The 15,949-nt window shown below is 32.4% G+C and carries 18 protein-coding genes; 13 read left to right on the top strand and 5 right to left on the bottom strand.

All coding sequences use genetic code 11. The features are described from left to right. From IEV63_RS09610 to xseB, 4 genes are all read left to right on the top strand, one after another. The gene (locus IEV63_RS09610; protein ID WP_188406596.1) at positions 1–588 is read left to right on the top strand and encodes a TlpA family protein disulfide reductase; all 588 of its coding nucleotides are present in this window, start codon (positions 1–3) and stop codon (positions 586–588) included. Positions 589–658: 70 nt separating this feature from the next. Beyond that, on the top strand, positions 659–835 hold the full coding sequence (locus tag IEV63_RS09605) for a CAL67264 family membrane protein (RefSeq protein ID WP_229737229.1): 177 nt from the start codon (positions 659–661) through the stop codon (positions 833–835). Positions 836–844: 9 nt separating this feature from the next. Continuing rightward, on the top strand, positions 845–2,224 hold the full coding sequence (xseA, locus tag IEV63_RS09600) for an exodeoxyribonuclease VII large subunit (protein ID WP_188406595.1): 1,380 nt from the start codon (positions 845–847) through the stop codon (positions 2,222–2,224). Continuing rightward, positions 2,221–2,421 (top strand): exodeoxyribonuclease VII small subunit, encoded by a 201-nt coding sequence (gene xseB / locus IEV63_RS09595; RefSeq protein WP_188406594.1) that lies wholly within the window; start codon positions 2,221–2,223, stop codon positions 2,419–2,421. The genes xseA and xseB overlap by 4 nt, the downstream gene beginning before the upstream one ends. Before the next feature lie 176 nt (positions 2,422–2,597). Here xseB and IEV63_RS09590 read toward each other — a convergent pair whose 3' ends face one another. Together IEV63_RS09590 and IEV63_RS09585 are read right to left on the bottom strand one after the other, a co-directional pair. Then, positions 2,598–3,377, bottom strand: a complete 780-nt coding sequence (locus IEV63_RS09590; RefSeq protein ID WP_188406593.1) for a zinc ribbon domain-containing protein — start codon at positions 3,375–3,377, stop codon at positions 2,598–2,600. Between the two features lie 2 nt (positions 3,378–3,379). Further along, positions 3,380–4,474, bottom strand: a complete 1,095-nt coding sequence (locus tag IEV63_RS09585) for a Nif3-like dinuclear metal center hexameric protein (RefSeq protein ID WP_188406592.1) — start codon at positions 4,472–4,474, stop codon at positions 3,380–3,382. A 46-nt stretch (positions 4,475–4,520) separates the two neighbouring features. On the opposite strand from IEV63_RS09585, the gene lpxK reads away from it, so the two are divergent. Continuing rightward, positions 4,521–5,525: a tetraacyldisaccharide 4'-kinase gene (lpxK, locus tag IEV63_RS09580; protein ID WP_188406591.1), complete on the top strand. Its 1,005-nt coding sequence runs from the start codon at positions 4,521–4,523 to the stop codon at positions 5,523–5,525. 102 nt (positions 5,526–5,627) lie between these two features. Here lpxK and IEV63_RS09575 read toward each other — a convergent pair whose 3' ends face one another. From IEV63_RS09575 to deoC, 3 genes are read right to left on the bottom strand one after another with little or no spacing between them, the layout of a single operon-like run. Further along, the gene (locus tag IEV63_RS09575; protein WP_188406590.1) at positions 5,628–6,479 is read right to left on the bottom strand and encodes a DUF1853 family protein; all 852 of its coding nucleotides are present in this window, start codon (positions 6,477–6,479) and stop codon (positions 5,628–5,630) included. Next, on the bottom strand, positions 6,479–7,177 hold the full coding sequence (gene deoD / locus IEV63_RS09570) for a purine-nucleoside phosphorylase (RefSeq protein WP_188406589.1): 699 nt from the start codon (positions 7,175–7,177) through the stop codon (positions 6,479–6,481). Before deoD ends, IEV63_RS09575 begins: the two co-directional genes overlap by 1 nt. A 9-nt stretch (positions 7,178–7,186) precedes the next feature. Beyond that, on the bottom strand, positions 7,187–7,849 hold the full coding sequence (gene deoC, locus IEV63_RS09565; RefSeq protein ID WP_188406588.1) for a deoxyribose-phosphate aldolase: 663 nt from the start codon (positions 7,847–7,849) through the stop codon (positions 7,187–7,189). A gap of 150 nt (positions 7,850–7,999) precedes the next feature. On the opposite strand from deoC, the gene IEV63_RS09560 reads away from it, so the two are divergent. The 8 genes from IEV63_RS09560 (at position 8,000) to IEV63_RS09525 (ending at position 15,928) form a co-directional block, all read left to right on the top strand. Then, entirely contained in the window at positions 8,000–8,473 is a 474-nt protein-coding gene (locus IEV63_RS09560) for a lipocalin family protein (RefSeq protein ID WP_188406587.1), read from the top strand. Positions 8,474–8,489: 16 nt separating this feature from the next. Beyond that, complete coding sequence (locus IEV63_RS09555) at positions 8,490–9,185, top strand: YiaD family glycine zipper/OmpA-like lipoprotein (protein ID WP_188406586.1); 696 nt, start codon at positions 8,490–8,492, stop codon at positions 9,183–9,185. 70 nt (positions 9,186–9,255) lie between these two features. Beyond that, entirely contained in the window at positions 9,256–10,374 is a 1,119-nt protein-coding gene (locus IEV63_RS09550) for an NAD(P)/FAD-dependent oxidoreductase (RefSeq protein ID WP_188406585.1), read from the top strand. Next, positions 10,368–11,081 carry a methyltransferase domain-containing protein gene (locus IEV63_RS09545; protein WP_188406584.1) on the top strand — a complete coding sequence of 238 codons (714 nt, stop codon included), beginning with the start codon at positions 10,368–10,370 and terminating at the stop codon, positions 11,079–11,081. Before IEV63_RS09550 ends, IEV63_RS09545 begins: the two co-directional genes overlap by 7 nt. Then, the gene (locus IEV63_RS09540; protein WP_188406583.1) at positions 11,078–12,130 is read left to right on the top strand and encodes a type III polyketide synthase; all 1,053 of its coding nucleotides are present in this window, start codon (positions 11,078–11,080) and stop codon (positions 12,128–12,130) included. Before IEV63_RS09545 ends, IEV63_RS09540 begins: the two co-directional genes overlap by 4 nt. 206 nt (positions 12,131–12,336) lie before the next feature. Continuing rightward, positions 12,337–12,579 (top strand): FeoA family protein, encoded by a 243-nt coding sequence (locus IEV63_RS09535; protein ID WP_188406582.1) that lies wholly within the window; start codon positions 12,337–12,339, stop codon positions 12,577–12,579. Next, a complete protein-coding gene (gene feoB, locus IEV63_RS09530) occupies positions 12,563–14,674 on the top strand; it encodes a ferrous iron transport protein B (RefSeq protein ID WP_188406581.1) in 2,112 nt (703 codons plus the stop codon). Before IEV63_RS09535 ends, feoB begins: the two co-directional genes overlap by 17 nt. 183 nt (positions 14,675–14,857) lie before the next feature. Continuing rightward, positions 14,858–15,928, top strand: a complete 1,071-nt coding sequence (locus IEV63_RS09525; protein WP_188406580.1) for a flavin monoamine oxidase family protein — start codon at positions 14,858–14,860, stop codon at positions 15,926–15,928. The last annotated feature ends 21 nt before the right edge of the window (positions 15,929–15,949 follow it).

Below are 15,949 nucleotides of genomic sequence, written 5' to 3'. Positions count from 1 at the left end.
ATGAACAAAGAAAATTCAGATTCTAAAAAATCATGGTTTCAGAAAAACTGGAGCAATATGCTTTTTGTTGTTTTTGCTGTTTTGTTCTTAATTCCATCAACACGTTTTCATTTGCAGGTAGCTATTAATAGAGTTTTTTCTTTTGCTCCTTCAATTGAAGAAGAAACAGAGCTCAAACAACTTACAAATTATAATTGGAGATTAATTGATAGTAATGAATTGTCTCAAAATTTTTCTTCTTCAAAAGGAAAAGTTGTTTTTATTAACTTTTGGGCTTCTTGGTGTGGACCTTGTGTTGCAGAAATGCCAAGTCTTCAAAAATTATACACAAATCATAAAAATGAAGTCGATTTTTACTTTATAGCTCGCGATGAACAACCGGCCATCCAAGAGTTTATGGCTAAAGAAAACTTAGATTTACCAGTGTATTATGAATTACAAAATCCACCAAAAATATTACAAAGCAATCAATTGCCAACTACCTACTTAATCGATAAGCAAGGTCAGGTTTGGATAGAAAAGACTGGAGCAGCCGATTGGAATAGTGAGCGAGTAAATAAATTGATTAATGAACTCGTAGCTGAGTAAGGCTCGGTTCAAGTTTCAATACTAAAGATTTACTATATTTGCGCTTTCAAAAAAATGAAGCATGGGAATGATGAATAAAAATACAGTTTTAGGGTATGCTACTTTAATCATGATTATTGTAGGCTGTGGCTTAATAATTCTTGGCGCTACAAAGTACAGTGAAATAGCAGGCTGGGGTTTTGCTTCGGTGGGAATTGGCTTTTTTGCTATTGCTTGGGTTTTTAATGCTTTAAAAGGAAGAATGTAAAATTTTAATTTGGCAGATGTAAAAGTATATCAACTTTCTGATATTGGTAAAAGTCTTCAAAATATGATTGAAAAGCATTACCAATCAGGTTTTTGGATTAAAGCTGAAATCTCAAAATTAAATTATTATCCAAAAACAGGACATTGCTTTCCTGACTTAGTTGAACGAAAAAATGGTAAAATCAAAGCGCAAATGCGCTCTATTATTTGGTCCACACATTACCAAAAAATAAGTAAAAACTTTTTACAGATTGCTAAAACTCCTTTAGAAGACGGAATGCAAATTTTGTTTCGCGCTAAAGTTTCTTATCACCAAACCTATGGTTTTTCTCTTCAAATTTTGCGTATTGACCCTAAGTTTACTCTTGGCGAATTAGCCGTTGAAAAAGAAAAATGCATATATAAATTAAAGCAAGAAGATTTATTTTTAAGAAATAAAAATTTAGCAAGCCCATTGTTGATTAAAAGATTAGCAATCATTTCTTACAATACGAGTAAAGGTTATGCCGATTTTTTAAATATTATTAACCAATATAAAAATGAGTTTAAAATTCACTACCAACTTTTTCCGTCTCTTTTACAAGGTGATAAAGCAGAGCAACAACTTGTAGAACAACTGCAACTTATAGAGCAACGTAAAACCGCTTTCGATGCGGTTTGTATAATTCGTGGTGGTGGCGGCGAAGTAGGGATGAACTGTTACAACAGCTTCGATGTTGCCAAAACTTTAGCCGAAATGAGCTTGCCGGTTTATACAGGAATTGGTCATTCTACCAACGAAACCGTTTGTGAAATGATTGCTCATAAAAATTGCATTACACCAACTGATTTTGCTTACGATGTAATTCATAAGTTTAAAGATTTTGCCTTACGAGTAGAAGTAGCTCAACAACAAATTGAGCTTACTGTTTCCCATGCATTTATCTATACAAACAAGTATTTACAAGGTATTAGCATAAACTTACAAAAACAAGTTCATAATTTAGTACGGTTCCAATATCAAAAAATCAAGCAGTTAAATACCCAATGCCAATTGGCTTCTCCACGTATTGTGAATTCTGCAAGAGAAAATTTATTTCAGATACAAAATGGTATAAAACGTAAACCTGTTTTTGTCTTGCATACTGCCAGTCAAATGCTAAATCATCAAAAAAGAATACTGAGTTTATTATCGCATCAAATATTAAATTCAAATCAGCAATTGCTTGCCAACCAAAAACAGCGGGTAAAGTATCTATCGCCAGAACATGTTTTAAAACGCGGATATTCACTAATTTTGAAAAAAGGTAAAATAATTACCGATTTGGATAATTTAAAAAAAGGTGATGTTATTGAAAACCTTACCAGTAAAGGAAAAATTAAAAGTTCCATTAAAGACATACAGAAATGAAAAAAATGAAATATAATCAGGCTTTAGAAGAGTTGGAACAAATCGTTACCGAGATTGAAAATGAAGAAATTTCTGTAGATGATTTAGCAGAAAAAGTAGAACGTGCTTCAAAATTAATTGAAGCTTGTAAAGGCATTTTATCCAAAACTGAAGCAGAAGTTGAAAAAATATTAAAAGGAATGGAAGGAGAAGAATAATTTCTGTATTCATGAATACTTAACCAATACAAACAGATTTTTTCTATTCAATTTTTTTCGTATTTCAGTATACAATTTGTTGTAACCAAAAGCGTATATATTTTTAGCTTATCTAATAAAATAAAAAAGCCGCTTCCATTAGGAACGGCTTTTTCAATGTAATAAGTTAAATGTAATTAGATATTAGCAAATAATTTGTGCATTTTATCTTCTTCTTCCTTAGCCAATTCTTGGTCAACTAAAATCCTTCCGCTGTGTTCGTCGGTCATAATTTTTCGTCGAGAAGCAATTTCCATTTGTACTTGTGGGGGAATGGTAAAGAAAGATCCACCAGCAGCACCACGTTGTATGGTTACTACCGCTAAGCCATTTTTTACATTTTTACGGATGCGCTCGTAAGCTTTTACTAAACGCTCTTCGATATCTTTTTTTAAAGTTTCAGCTTTTTTAGACAAAGCGTCTTCTTCTTTTTGTGTGTCTTTTAAAATACCATCTAGTTCAGATTTCTTATGTTCTAAATGATTCTGACGTTCTTCAAGCTTTGCTTTAGTTTCTTCAATAACCTGATTTTTATGCTCTATTTTAGCACCAAATTCGCGAGTATGCTTTTCAGCTAATTCAATTTCTAATTCTTGGTACTCAATTTCTTTGCTTAAAGAGTCAAATTCGCGGTTATTACGAACATTATCTTGTTGGTCTTTGTATTTTTTAATGCGCGCATTGGCTTCATCAATAAAGATTTTTTTCTCTTTAATTGCAGTTTCAGCTTCTTCTACTTCGGTGTTTAATTTATCTACACGCTTGCTTAAGCCTTCCACTTCTGCATCTAAATCTTCTACTTCTAGAGGCAATTCACCACGCATGTTTCTAATTTCGTCAATGCGAGAATCTACAAGTTGTAAATTATACAGAGCTCTTAACTTTTCCTCTATGCTAACCTCTTTTTTCTTTGCCATAATCAACTATATTGAATTGGGTTGGTATTTATTTCTGATAAAACGATTGCAAAATTAGTGAATTTTTCTTGAAGTAAAGCAAGTAAAAGTGCTTTTGTATATTGCTCACTTTCATAATGACCGACATCGGCTAATAAAATCTTATTTTCGGCTTGGTAAAAATCGTGGTATTTTAAATCTGCTGTTACATAAGCGTCTGCTTGTACTGCTTTAGCTTTAGAAATAGCAAATGCACCACTTCCTCCTAAAACAGCTATTTTATGTATAGGTTTTCCTAAATAATCTGAATGTCTAATTACAGGTGTTCCGAATGTATTTTTAAGCAGTTGAATAAAATCTTTTTCAGAAATTGGTTTTTTTAAATATCCACTCATACCAATTCCTCGTTGTTGATTGGTGTTTTCTAGTGTTTCTACTTCATAGGCAACTTCTTCATATGGATGATTTTTTATTAAAGTTGAAATTACTTGCAAAGTTAAATGCGCATCAAACGTAATATTAATTTGAGTTTCAGCTTCAATTTGTAATTTTCCTTTTTCGCCATATTGTGGATTCGATGTTTCACTACCCAAAAAAGTTCCATTTCCTTCTACTGTAAAACTACAGTTGCTATAATTTCCAATATTTCCTGCCCCAGCTTTAAATAAAGCTTCCTTTACTTTTTGAGCATGTTTTTTGGGTACATAGGTAGTTAGTTTTTTAATACTCTTTTGTTTTGGTATTAAAATTTCCATATTTTGTAATCCCAATTGTTTACCCATTTGATAATTTACCCCTTGGTAGTGATTGTCTAATGCAGTATGTATGGCATAGATGGCTATGCTATTTTGTATGGCTTTAATTAATGTTCGCTCTACATAGTTTTTGCCAGTAATTTTCTTTAAGCCTTTAAATATAATAGGGTGGAAGGCAACTACACAGTTGCATTTTTTTTGAATTGCTTCATCAATAGTTGCTTCTAAACAATCTAAACTAACTAATATTCCATTAACCTTTTGATTTGTATCTCCAACGAGCAAACCTACATTGTCAAAATCTTCAGCATAATGCGTTGGCGCAAAATCTTCTAAAAAGCTTATAACTTCTTGTAGAATCATATATTTTTTTTGAGTTCATAAATATAAAAATTATACTTTCGTGTTAATGAAATTACTTAGAAAATTTTTACTTCCTCTTACTTGGCTTTATGCACTAATTTTGAGCTTGCGTAATTTGTTTTACGATTGGGGTGTTTTTTCATCCAAACAATTTTCAGTTCCAGTAATTTGTGTAGGAAATTTAAGCATGGGTGGCTCAGGTAAATCGCCTACAATCGAATATCTTATTCGTTTGTTGAAAAACCAATACCATGTGGCTACGCTAAGTCGTGGTTATGGAAGAAAAACAAAAGGCTTTGTAAGTCTTGATGCTTCAAATGAAGCTGTTGAAGTAGGCGATGAACCCTTGCAGTTTAAAAATAAGTTTCCAGAAATTGAAGTTGCTGTGGATGAGTTGCGTGCTCATGGAATTCAAAAAATCTTGGAAGATAAAAATACAGAGGTAATTTTGTTAGACGATGCTTTCCAACATCGAAAAGTGCAAGCTGGGTTTACTATTTTACTAAGTGTTTATAATGACTTATATGTAAACGATTTTGTTTTGCCTGCGGGTAATTTACGTGAACCAAAATCGGGTGCGAAGCGAGCTGACATCATTATTATTACTAAATGCCCGCCGAGTTTATCAGAAAAAGAACAAACCCAAATTAGACTTCAGTTAAATTTACAAAAACATCAAAAAGTATTTTTTAGCTACATTGCATATCAAAAAGAAGCTCAGGGTTTAAATTCGAAAATTAAGCTCAGTGAATTACAAAATTATACCTTAGTAACTGGTATAGCTAATCCTAAGCCTTTGGTAGATTTTTTAAATGAAATTAATCCGCCACAAAAACACTTAAAATTTAAAGACCATCATAATTTTAGTGCAAGTGAAATTAATATTATGCGTCAAGAACGTATTATTCTAACGACTGAAAAAGATTTTACGCGCTTAAAAACAAGCTTAGCTTCAGACCAATTGTTCTATATTCCAATAGAAATGAAAATTTTAGACCATGCTGAAGATTTTAATCATGCAATTTTAAGTTATGTTGCTGAGTTTGCTTAAACCGAAAGCTAATGCAGCTTTGTTATGTATTTATTTAGGAGCATTAGCATTTACTTTATCAGTTGTTAATACTACTATAGCCACAAGAAACTCTTCCATAACTTACCAAATTACAAACAATTGAAAGATTTGAGCTGGTGTTTTCATCCATAATTTTACCGAGCGTTTCTGTTGTATGGATTGATTTACTTTTTTTAGGATTTCATCGAAAGTCTCCCAAGGCAACCAAATTTCTTTTTGCGGTAATACTGGCCAATCTTGTTTGGGCAAAACCATAAATTTATACGCATTAAAAAGTTGATTCTTAAATTCGTGTGCATAATACCATCGACCTAAAATAGCATCTGAATTAATTCCTATAAATTGATTTTGTTCTTCTTTAAAATGAATAAACATTTGCGCTTTAAAACATATGTTTTGTTGAAAATCTGTTGACTTTAGATTCAATTTTTCTTTTAAAATCTTTTCAGTTGAAGCTTGATACAACAAAGGAAATTGTCGCTCTTTTAGTTTTTTTAATTTCCAATGTAAAAAATCCTTTTTGTTAGGACCAACCCAATTTTCTAGTTCATTTTCACCCAAATTACGAATAAAAATATACTGTTTATATACCAATTCAGTGTGTAAATAATGATTTCCTTTTTTCCATAAAAAATCAAATTCGCCTAGAGTAAGCTTATCTTTTATAATTTGTAAACTAAAAGCTAAGCATTTAGATTCTTGCTGCTTCTCTAGCCATTCTTTAAAAAATAATTCAACTCGTTTGCCTAAATACTGCTGTTTTTGTAGTTCTTGGATAGTTTCATAGGATACTTGTACGTTTTCACCCGGATTGATTTTCACTTCTAGATTTGGATAGGGAAGTAGTTGCTTGTTTAGCAACACATCTGGTGTTTTTAAAAAACCGATGCATTGTTCCCAAATTTGTTGCTTAAAAGCTTGTGATTTTTGCATTAAGCTAAGCTTAAACCAATTTTCACCATTTCACTAAACGTAGTTTCTCTTTCTTCAGAAGTGGTGACTTCTCCAGTTACTAAACTATCAGAAATTGTTAGTAAAGCCAATGCATTTACATTGTATTTCGCACAAGTTGTGTATAAGCCAGCTGCTTCCATTTCTACACAAAGCACACCAAATTTAGCCCAATGTTTCCATTCTTCAGGATCATCGGTATAAAATGTATCCGAAGAAAGTATATTTCCAGCTTTTAGTTTAATTTGCTTAGTTTTTGCAATTTCTATAGCTTTATTAAAAAGTTGAAAACTAGCCGTAGGAGCAAAGTCGCCACCTAAGAATCGAGTTTTATTCAACCCACTATTGGTTGAAGCCGACATAGCAACCACCACATCGCGAATTTTAATTTCTTTTTGCATAGAACCTGCGCTACCTACACGAATTAAGTTTTTTACTCCAAATTCAGTAATTAATTCGTGAGCGTAGATGTTGATAGATGGAATTCCCATTCCACTTCCCATTACCGAAACCCGATTACCATTATAGGTACCAGTAAAACCTAACATACCGCGAACTTCATTAAAGCAAACTGGATTATCTAAAAAAGTTTCTGCTATCCATTTTGCACGTAATGGATCTCCAGGAAGTAAAATAGTTTCTGCTATGTCGCCTTTTTGTGCGTTGATGTGTATACTCATAAATTATATTTAATACGATGAATTTGATGCTGTTCCTTCCATAATAGCAACTCCTGATGATGCACCAATTCTACTTACTCCTAAATCGATATACTTTTGTACCGTTTCTAAATCGCGAATTCCACCAGAAGCTTTTATTTTTACATTGGCGCTAATATTCGCTTTCATAATTTGAACAGCTTCAACAGTTGCACCATCTGAAGCAAAACCAGTTGAAGTTTTTACAAAATCAGCACCCGCTCGGTCTGCTTCCTGACAAGCTCTAGCTATCTCTTCATCGGTTAAATTACAAGTTTCTAATATTACCTTTAAAATATAGTTTCCTGTAACTACTTTTACTTGACTAATATCACTTTGTACATCATCCCATTTATTCGATTTTATTGCTGCTTGGTTAATAACCATATCAATTTCTTCGGCTCCATTTTCAATAGCAATTTGAGCTTCTCTAACCTTTGTTTCGGTTGAAGAATTTCCTAGTGGAAAACCAACCACCGTACAAACTTTTACATTGGTTTGTCTAAGTATTTTATACGCATCTGCAACAAAATAAGAAGGAATACAAACACTAGCAAATTGGTATGTCTTTGCTTCTTCACAGAGCTGTTGTATTTGTGCTAAAGTTGCATCAGCTTTTAAAAGTGTATGGTCTATGTATGTGTTTATTTTCATTATAAATTCTATATTTTTTTCAAATATAATGTCTTTAGCTTCTTTAAACAATGATGAATGTCAAAGTTTAATTACTATAGAACTTATATAAATATTGTGAACTTCTATGAAGTAAAATTTGTAATTTTGAATATGCAAAAACTACTATTTATGAATAAAATATTTCTTGTATTCACAGCATGTTTATTTTTGAGTTGCGGCTCATCTAAACTAATAAAAGAAACAGAAAAATCCTTTAATGGTGAGTGGATTTTAAAAGAAGTTACCTATCCAGATTCTTCTGGTTTTTTTGATGTTACTTTGTTTCAAACAGCAAGTGCAGCATGTTTTGAATCTTCCCTTTGGAAGTTTGTTGCAAATAATAATCGGGGAACGGTCAACATTTATAATACAGACTGCGTAACGCAAGCACATAATTTGGTTTGGTCTGTAGAAGAAAGCTCATCAACTAGTTATGCCTATAATGTTATTTTAAAAATGGGAAAAGATGAAAAAGCAAGCAAAATGAAAGAAGGTTCGCGCTTACAAATTAAAAAGATATCTGAATCGTTGATGATATGGGATTTAAATGTTCAATTTCAATCGCAACCTATGATTGTTCGTCTTAACTTTGAAAGAAATTAATTACAAATTTATGATTATGAAATTTACACGATTTAATAAAATTCTGCTGCTGGTTAGCTTGAGCTTTAGTCTCCTAGCTTGCGAAGCAGTTAAAAATACAAACAGTACACAACGTGGAACTGCTATTGGAGTGGCTGGTGGTGCTGTAATTGGCGGCATTTTAGGCAATAATTTAGGCGATGGAAAAAACTCAGCTTTAGGCGCTATTGTTGCTGCAGTGGTTGGTGGTGCTTCGGGTGCGTATATTGGTAACCGAATGGACGAACAGGCTAAAAAAATACAAGATGAAATACCTGGTGCTGAAGTAGTTCGAGTAGGGGAAGGCATCGCTGTTACTTTCGATGAAAATTCTGGGGTTTATTTTGCAACCAACAAAGACCAAATTAACGCCGATTCTAAAGAGTCATTATCAAAACTTATTGAAATTTTAAAGGAATACCCTAAAACTAATATTGTGGTTGAAGGTCATACGGATAGTTCGGGAAGTGATGCGTATAATATGGATTTATCGAAAAGAAGAGCCATGTCGGTTACCGATTTTTTAATTAAAAACGGAATTGAGAGTAAACGTTTAATAACTGAATGGTATGGCGAAGAGCGACCAAAACACGATAATGAAACCGAAGAAGGAAGAGCGAAAAATCGCCGTGTAGAATTAGCAATCGTTGCTAATGAAGAATTAAAACAAGAAGCTAAAGAACAAGCCAATTAATTTTTGTTAAAGATTTACTTTTTCAATCCCGATGTACTGCATCGGGATTTTTTTGTTTTATTTTTCAGCTGTGAAAAAATGGGACGTAATTATAATGGGTGGTGGTTTGGCTGGATTAACGGCTGCTATTCATTTGGCGCAACAAAACAATACTGTTTTGGTGTTTGAACGTCATCAATATCCAAGACATAAAGTTTGTGGAGAGTATGTTTCTAATGAAATAATACCTTATCTTGAATATTTACACATCGATATAAAGGCTTTACAAGTTCCTGAAATTAATGAATTGCTTATTACATCGCAGTCAGGCAAAGAAATACAACAAAATTTAAGCTTAGGTGGATTCGGAATTTCTCGCTATACTTTTGATGAATTACTGTATAAAAAAGCACTTAGCTTGGGAGTAAAATTTATTTTTGAAAAGGTAAAAGATGTTTTTCAAACTGAAGCATTCTACCAAGTAACTAGTCAAAATTATACTCAAAATGCAGAATTAGTCTTAGGTAGTTTTGGCAAGCGCTCTAATTTAGACCAACATTTTAACAGAAATTTTATCGCTAAACCAGCGCATTGGGTAGGTATAAAAGCTCATTATTCGCATCCAAATTTTGCTAAACATAAAGTAGAATTACATAATTTTAATGGTGGTTATTGCGGTTTGTCCCTAACGGAAACCAATCATGTAAATGTTTGCTATTTGGCAAAATACGAAAGCTTTAAACAATATAAAAACATAGATGAATTTAATGAAAATGTACTTAAAAAAAACAAACACTTAAATCGTTTTTTTGATGAAGCTTCCTTAGTGTTTGAAAAGCACTTAGCTATCGCGCAAGTTTCATTTGAAGCAAAACAAGCTGTAGAAAACAACATATTAATGCTAGGTGATGCAGCTGGTTTAATTCACCCTTTATGTGGCAACGGAATGGCAATGGCAATTCATTCGGCTAAAATTGCATCAGAAGCAGTTTTAGATTTTCAAAAGCATCAATCTAAGTCCTTATTATTTGAAACTTACAGCCAAAAATGGCAACAAACTTTTCAAAAACGAATGCGATATGGTCGGTTTTTTCAAAAATTACTAATGCACGATCAACTGACTAATATAGGTATTGAAATTGGTACAAAAGTCCCATTTTTAGTCAAAAAAATGATTCAACAAACCCACGGAAAACCAATTGTATGCTAGGTATATCTACTAAAAAAAGAAGCGAACTTCCTGAAATTATGGATGAGTTTGATTTTAATGGTAAAGAATTAGAGCGAGTTTTAAAAAGCATAGATCAAATTAATGCTGCCTTAGGTGGACATCGGGTTAGTATAAACGGAATTAAAAAAATAATTAAACCTGCTGTTCATTCTACATTTACCATTGTAGATGTAGGATGTGGAAGTGGAGCTAGTTTACGAAAATTAGCTCAATGGGGAGAAAAACAAGCTATAAAGCTTCAATTTATAGGTATCGATGCGAATCCTGATTGTATACAAATAGCAAAAAAAGCTTCTAAAGAATTTACTAATTTGTCTTTTCAATGTATGGATGTGTTTTCTAAGAAGTTGCATACGCTTAATGTAGATGTATTTATTTCTACCTTAACTTTTCATCACTTTAAAGATGAAAAATTAGTTCAATTATTGCAAGTGCTTCAACAACAAGCTAACATAGGAATTATAATTAACGATTTGCATCGCAGCAAATTAGCTTATGTGCTTTTCAAACTTTATGGTTTTTTCTTCATTAAAAGTAAAATTGCTAAACATGATGGATTAATTTCAATTTTACGCGGTTTCAAGCAACAAGATTTTAATAATTATGCCCAACAAGTTTCAATAAAAAAACATAGTTTAAAATGGTTTTGGGCGTTTAGATATCAATGGATAATACAAAACAAATGAGTGTAAAAATAACAAGTGCGGTAAGTCAATTACCCGAATACTCCAAAACTACAGCCGAAGTAATTCCTTTTGTAGAATTATGGCTTGCCAACGAAGATGATCGTTTTAGACGAAAAGTAGTAAAGTTATTTGAAGGAGCAGGAGTAGACCAACGCTATTCTATCATGGATCCTGAAGAAGTTTTTACGGCAACATCTTTTGAAGATAAAAACAAAATTTATGAGCGCGAAGCCAAGTCTTTAGGCAAAAAAGTGCTTCAAAAAGCATTAAAAGATGCCGATTGGGAAGCAAGCGATTTAGATTATATTATTACGGTAAGCTGTACAGGAATTATGATTCCTTCTTTAGATGCTTATTTAATAAATGAATTGGGTTTACGCGAAGATGTTATTCGCTTACCCGTAACCGAAATGGGTTGTGCAGCTGGAATTTCAGGAATTATTTATGCCAAGCAATTTTTAGCAGCCAATCCTAATAAACGTGCTGCTGTTGTTGCATTTGAAGCACCAACTGCTACTTTTCAATTGAACGATATGAGCATGGCCAATATGGTAAGTGCAGCAATTTTTGGCGATGGAGCGGCTTGTGTTTTATTATCGTCTAATGAAAAAGATCAAGGTCCAAGTATTCTTGGGGAAGGCATGTATCATTTTTACGATGCCACACACATGATGGGTTTTGATTTGACGAACTCAGGTTTAAAAATGATTTTAGATATTGAAGTTCCACAAACCATAGCCGATCATTTTCCTAAAATAATTCATCCGTTTTTAGCTAAATACAATACCAAAATTGAAGAAATCGACCATTTAATATTTCATCCTGGCGGAAAAAAAATCATTCAAACCGTGGAGCATTTATTTTCAGATTTAGGAAAAAACATCAACGACACTAAAGCTGTTTTACAGTTATTTGGAAACATGAGTAGCGCAACCGTTTTATTTGTTCTCGAACGTATTCTTCAGCAAAAACCCAAAAAGGATGAAAAAGGAATTATGTTAAGCTTCGGACCAGGTTTTTCAGCACAACGAGTTTTATTGAAGTGGTAATCAATTATTACTATGATTTCTTGTTTAAGATTGAACGGCTAAAATTTTCTATTATTTTCATCTTAAGAAAAAGGAACCCAAAAACTAATCTAAATCAGTTATAGTTCATTTTTACAAGATTTTTATTCAAAATAAACTTAAAAAATAAGAAGCTAAAAAGTAATTTATTAGGTTTGCACTATTTAATATTAATCTAAATAAAACAAATGAGTATTGCGGATTTAAAAAGTGGGCAAAAAGCTATTATCACTGATATTTCAGCTTTAACAATTCCGTTGAAATTATTGGAAATGGGATGTTTGCCAGGAAGTGAAGTAGAAGTAATTAAAATTAATAAAATAAAAGACCCTTTGTATTTAAATATTAATGAAACCTATTTAGCCATTCGCTTAGAAACCGCAAGAGACATTTTAGTAACTACCTTAAATACAAGTGATGAGACAAATTAATGTTGCACTTGTTGGCAATCCGAATACAGGTAAAACTTCTGTATTTAATAGCTTAACCGGTTTAAATCAAAAAGTAGGGAATTACCCAGGAATTACAGTTGAAAAAAAGGAAGGTGTTTGTAAACTTTCCAGAATGTTGAAAGCACATATTCTAGATTTACCAGGCACGTACAGCCTTAATGCATCTTCTTTAGATGAAGATGTAGCCATTAAACTACTACTTAATAAAAATGATAAAGATTACCCAGACGTAGTTGTTGTGGTTAGCGATATTGAAAATTTAAAACGCAATCTGTTACTTTTTACCCAAATTAAGGATTTAGGTTTACCCACCATCTTAGCTATTAATATGGCTGATCGGATGGAGAAAAAGGGAATTCGAATTGATATTGAAGCTTTAGAAGCAAAACTTAACACTAAAATAGCTCTAGTTAGTGCTCGCAAAAACTTAGGTTTCGATAAGCTAAAAGAATTAATAAGTAACTATAAAATGCTTTCTACCGAATCTTGTTGCGAAATAACGCATATCGATTCTGCTTATTTTGAAAATTTAGAAAAGGCTTATCCTAATCAAAATATTTACAAGTTATGGTTAATTATTAATAACGACGTAAATTTTGGTGATCTTAACCGAAACCCAATTGAAAATAAAACCCAAGATTTTACGCCTAAAAGTAAATCTGAATTAAAGCATTTACAACAAAAAGAAGTTATTGCTCGCTATCTCTTTATCAATAAGTCTTTAAAAGCAACGCTTACCAAAGACATTAATGCAGCCAAAGGATTAAGAGCTAGTTTAGATAGATTACTTATTCATAAATTTTGGGGATATTTTATTTTTGCACTCATTTTGCTACTTATTTTTCAAGCCATTTACAATTGGTCTGCTTTTCCAATGGATTTAATTGACTTAGGTTTTGCTAATTTAAGTGAATTAACCAAACAACATTTGCCGGATGGTCAATTTACCCGATTAATTGCCGAAGGTATTATTCCTGGTATCGGTGGAATTGTAATTTTTGTTCCACAAATTGCTTTGTTATTTTTATTTATCAGCTTACTTGAAGAAAGTGGTTACATGAGTAGAGTAGTTTTTCTAACCGACCGCATCATGAAAAAGTTTGGATTAAGTGGCAAAAGTATAGTTCCATTAGTTTCAGGAACGGCTTGTGCAATTCCTGCAGTTATGGCTTCAAGAAATATAGAAAATTGGAAAGAACGACTCATTACTATTTTAGTAATTCCGTTTACTACCTGTTCTGCTAGATTACCAGTTTACTTAATTATCATTTCATTAGTTATTCCTGACGAAAATTTATTAGGCTTTTTAAACTACCAAGGTTTAGTATTGTTTTTCTTATATTTTCTGGGTTTTGGTATGGCTTTATTTTCTGCATGGTTGCTGCATTTAATTATGAAAAATTCTAAAAAAACATATTTTGTAATCGAAATGCCAGATTATAAGCTGCCTATTTTTAAAAATGTAGTTATTACCGTTGTAGATAAAACCAAGTCTTTTGTTTTTGGGGCGGGAAAAATTATTTTAGCCATTTCGATTATACTTTGGGTTTTGGCTAGTTATGGACCGAATGAAAAATTTAGCAAAGCAGAGCAAATCGTAAATGAAGAAATTACTGCTGAAAATTTAACTTTATCAGCTGAAGAAGTTAATACCAAAATTGCTTCGCATAAATTGCGGTATTCGTATATTGGATATATGGGAAAAGCGATTGAGCCAGTTGTTCAGCCTTTAGGCTACGACTGGAAAATTGGTATTGCTGTTATTACTTCTTTTGCAGCAAGAGAAGTTTTTGTAGGAACCTTAGCAACCATTTACAGTGTTGGTAGCGAAAATGAAGAAACCATTAAACAACGCATGTCTAAGGAAGTGAATCCTGTAATAGGAGGAAAGCTGTTCAATTTTGCTAGTGGAATTAGTTTATTGTTATTTTATGCTTTTGCTATGCAGTGTATGAGTACGCTGGCAGTAGTAAAACGAGAAACCAATACCTGGAAATGGCCCATTCTTCAACTGGTAATTATGAGTGCTTTTGCGTATGTAGTTTCCTTAATCGCTTTTCAACTTTTAAAATAATTACTATGGAATTTCAAGAAGTATTAGTTTGGATAACTTTTTTAGCAGCCATAAGTTTTTTGTTGAAGAAATTCTTTTTCAAAAAGAAAAAGAATACTAAAATATGTGGACAAGATGAATGTGGTTGTTGATTTAAACAACTTCCAAATCATTAGCATCTATTTCAAAATTCATTCATAAATTATGGATAAAAAAAAAATCATCATTGTTGGAGCAGGCTTAAGCGGTTTGAGTTTAGCTTATTTCTTGCAAAAACAAAATTATAAAGTACAGTTGTTAGAAGCTACGCATCGCGTAGGTGGGAGAATTAAAACCATAGTAGGTAAATTACAAACACCAATGGAATTAGGAGCAACTTGGTTTGCTAAAGAACATTTGCATTTATTGGGTTTGTTAAACGAAATGGGAATAGATAAATACCCACAGTACAGAAAAGGGATTTCATTATTTCATACTGAAGCAAATCGACCACCACAACAATTTGAAGTGCCCGAGCAAGAGCCGCCAACTTACCGAATTGCTGGTGGAAGCGAACGTATTATTGATGCTCTTTTTAAACAATTAACAACAGTTGATATAAAATTAGAAACCGAAGTGCAAGCTATTACAGAAACTTCGAGCGGAGTAGAAGTCACTTCTAAAAAGGAAGAAGTTTTTACAGCGCATCAGTTAGTAATTTGCATACCACCACAATTGGTCTTTTCGAACATACAATTTAAGCCAAGTTTAGCAGATGATTTAATGCAACTTTTACCCAAAGTACAAACTTGGATGGCGGGATCGATAAAATTTGTGTTGGAGTTTAATCAAGCCTTTTGGCGAACTAATAATCAATCTGGTATGTTTTTTAGTCATGTTGGTATAGTTACCGAAATGTATGACCATACTAACAAAGAAGAAAATCGTTTTGGTTTTACTGGTTTTTTACATCCGTATGCTGCAAGACTTACTAAAAATGAACGTAAAGATGCAGTTTTAGCCTATTTAAAAGATTTTTTTGGTCAACAAATAGAAAATTTCAGTATTTACGAAGACCAGATTTGGAATGCTCATAATTTGGTTGGAAAAGTAGAGCTTATACAACAGCCGCATTATAATAACGGTCATTCTTTATTGAAAAAAGGCTACTTTAATCATAAATTGTTTTTTGCAGGTACTGAAACTTCAGACAAATTTCCTGGTTATATGGATGCAGCAATTGCTTCGGCTAGGCGAGTAAGCTTACAAATTGAAGAAGAATCTCTTAAGCAATAACTAGAATAAATTTTTCATTTG

This window comes from Psychroflexus salis (genome assembly GCF_014640175.1).
Lineage (GTDB): Bacteria > Bacteroidota > Bacteroidia > Flavobacteriales > Flavobacteriaceae > Psychroflexus > Psychroflexus salis.
This window is presented reverse-complemented; position numbering and strand designations above follow the sequence as displayed.

Coding starts and splice junctions, on each gene's coding strand:
- IEV63_RS09610 (WP_188406596.1), top strand. CDS start 1: ATGAACAAAGAAAATTCAGATTCTAAAAAATCATGGTTTCAGAAAAAC.
- IEV63_RS09605 (WP_229737229.1), top strand. CDS start 659: ATGAATAAAAATACAGTTTTAGGGTATGCTACTTTAATCATGATTATT.
- xseB (WP_188406594.1), top strand. CDS start 2,221: ATGAAAAAAATGAAATATAATCAGGCTTTAGAAGAGTTGGAACAAATC.
- IEV63_RS09590 (WP_188406593.1), bottom strand. CDS start 3,377: ATGGCAAAGAAAAAAGAGGTTAGCATAGAGGAAAAGTTAAGAGCTCTG.
- IEV63_RS09585 (WP_188406592.1), bottom strand. CDS start 4,474: ATGATTCTACAAGAAGTTATAAGCTTTTTAGAAGATTTTGCGCCAACG.
- lpxK (WP_188406591.1), top strand. CDS start 4,521: ATGAAATTACTTAGAAAATTTTTACTTCCTCTTACTTGGCTTTATGCA.
- IEV63_RS09575 (WP_188406590.1), bottom strand. CDS start 6,479: ATGCAAAAATCACAAGCTTTTAAGCAACAAATTTGGGAACAATGCATC.
- deoD (WP_188406589.1), bottom strand. CDS start 7,177: ATGAGTATACACATCAACGCACAAAAAGGCGACATAGCAGAAACTATT.
- deoC (WP_188406588.1), bottom strand. CDS start 7,849: ATGAAAATAAACACATACATAGACCATACACTTTTAAAAGCTGATGCA.
- IEV63_RS09560 (WP_188406587.1), top strand. CDS start 8,000: ATGAATAAAATATTTCTTGTATTCACAGCATGTTTATTTTTGAGTTGC.
- IEV63_RS09555 (WP_188406586.1), top strand. CDS start 8,490: ATGAAATTTACACGATTTAATAAAATTCTGCTGCTGGTTAGCTTGAGC.
- IEV63_RS09545 (WP_188406584.1), top strand. CDS start 10,368: ATGCTAGGTATATCTACTAAAAAAAGAAGCGAACTTCCTGAAATTATG.
- IEV63_RS09540 (WP_188406583.1), top strand. CDS start 11,078: ATGAGTGTAAAAATAACAAGTGCGGTAAGTCAATTACCCGAATACTCC.
- IEV63_RS09535 (WP_188406582.1), top strand. CDS start 12,337: ATGAGTATTGCGGATTTAAAAAGTGGGCAAAAAGCTATTATCACTGAT.
- IEV63_RS09525 (WP_188406580.1), top strand. CDS start 14,858: ATGGATAAAAAAAAAATCATCATTGTTGGAGCAGGCTTAAGCGGTTTG.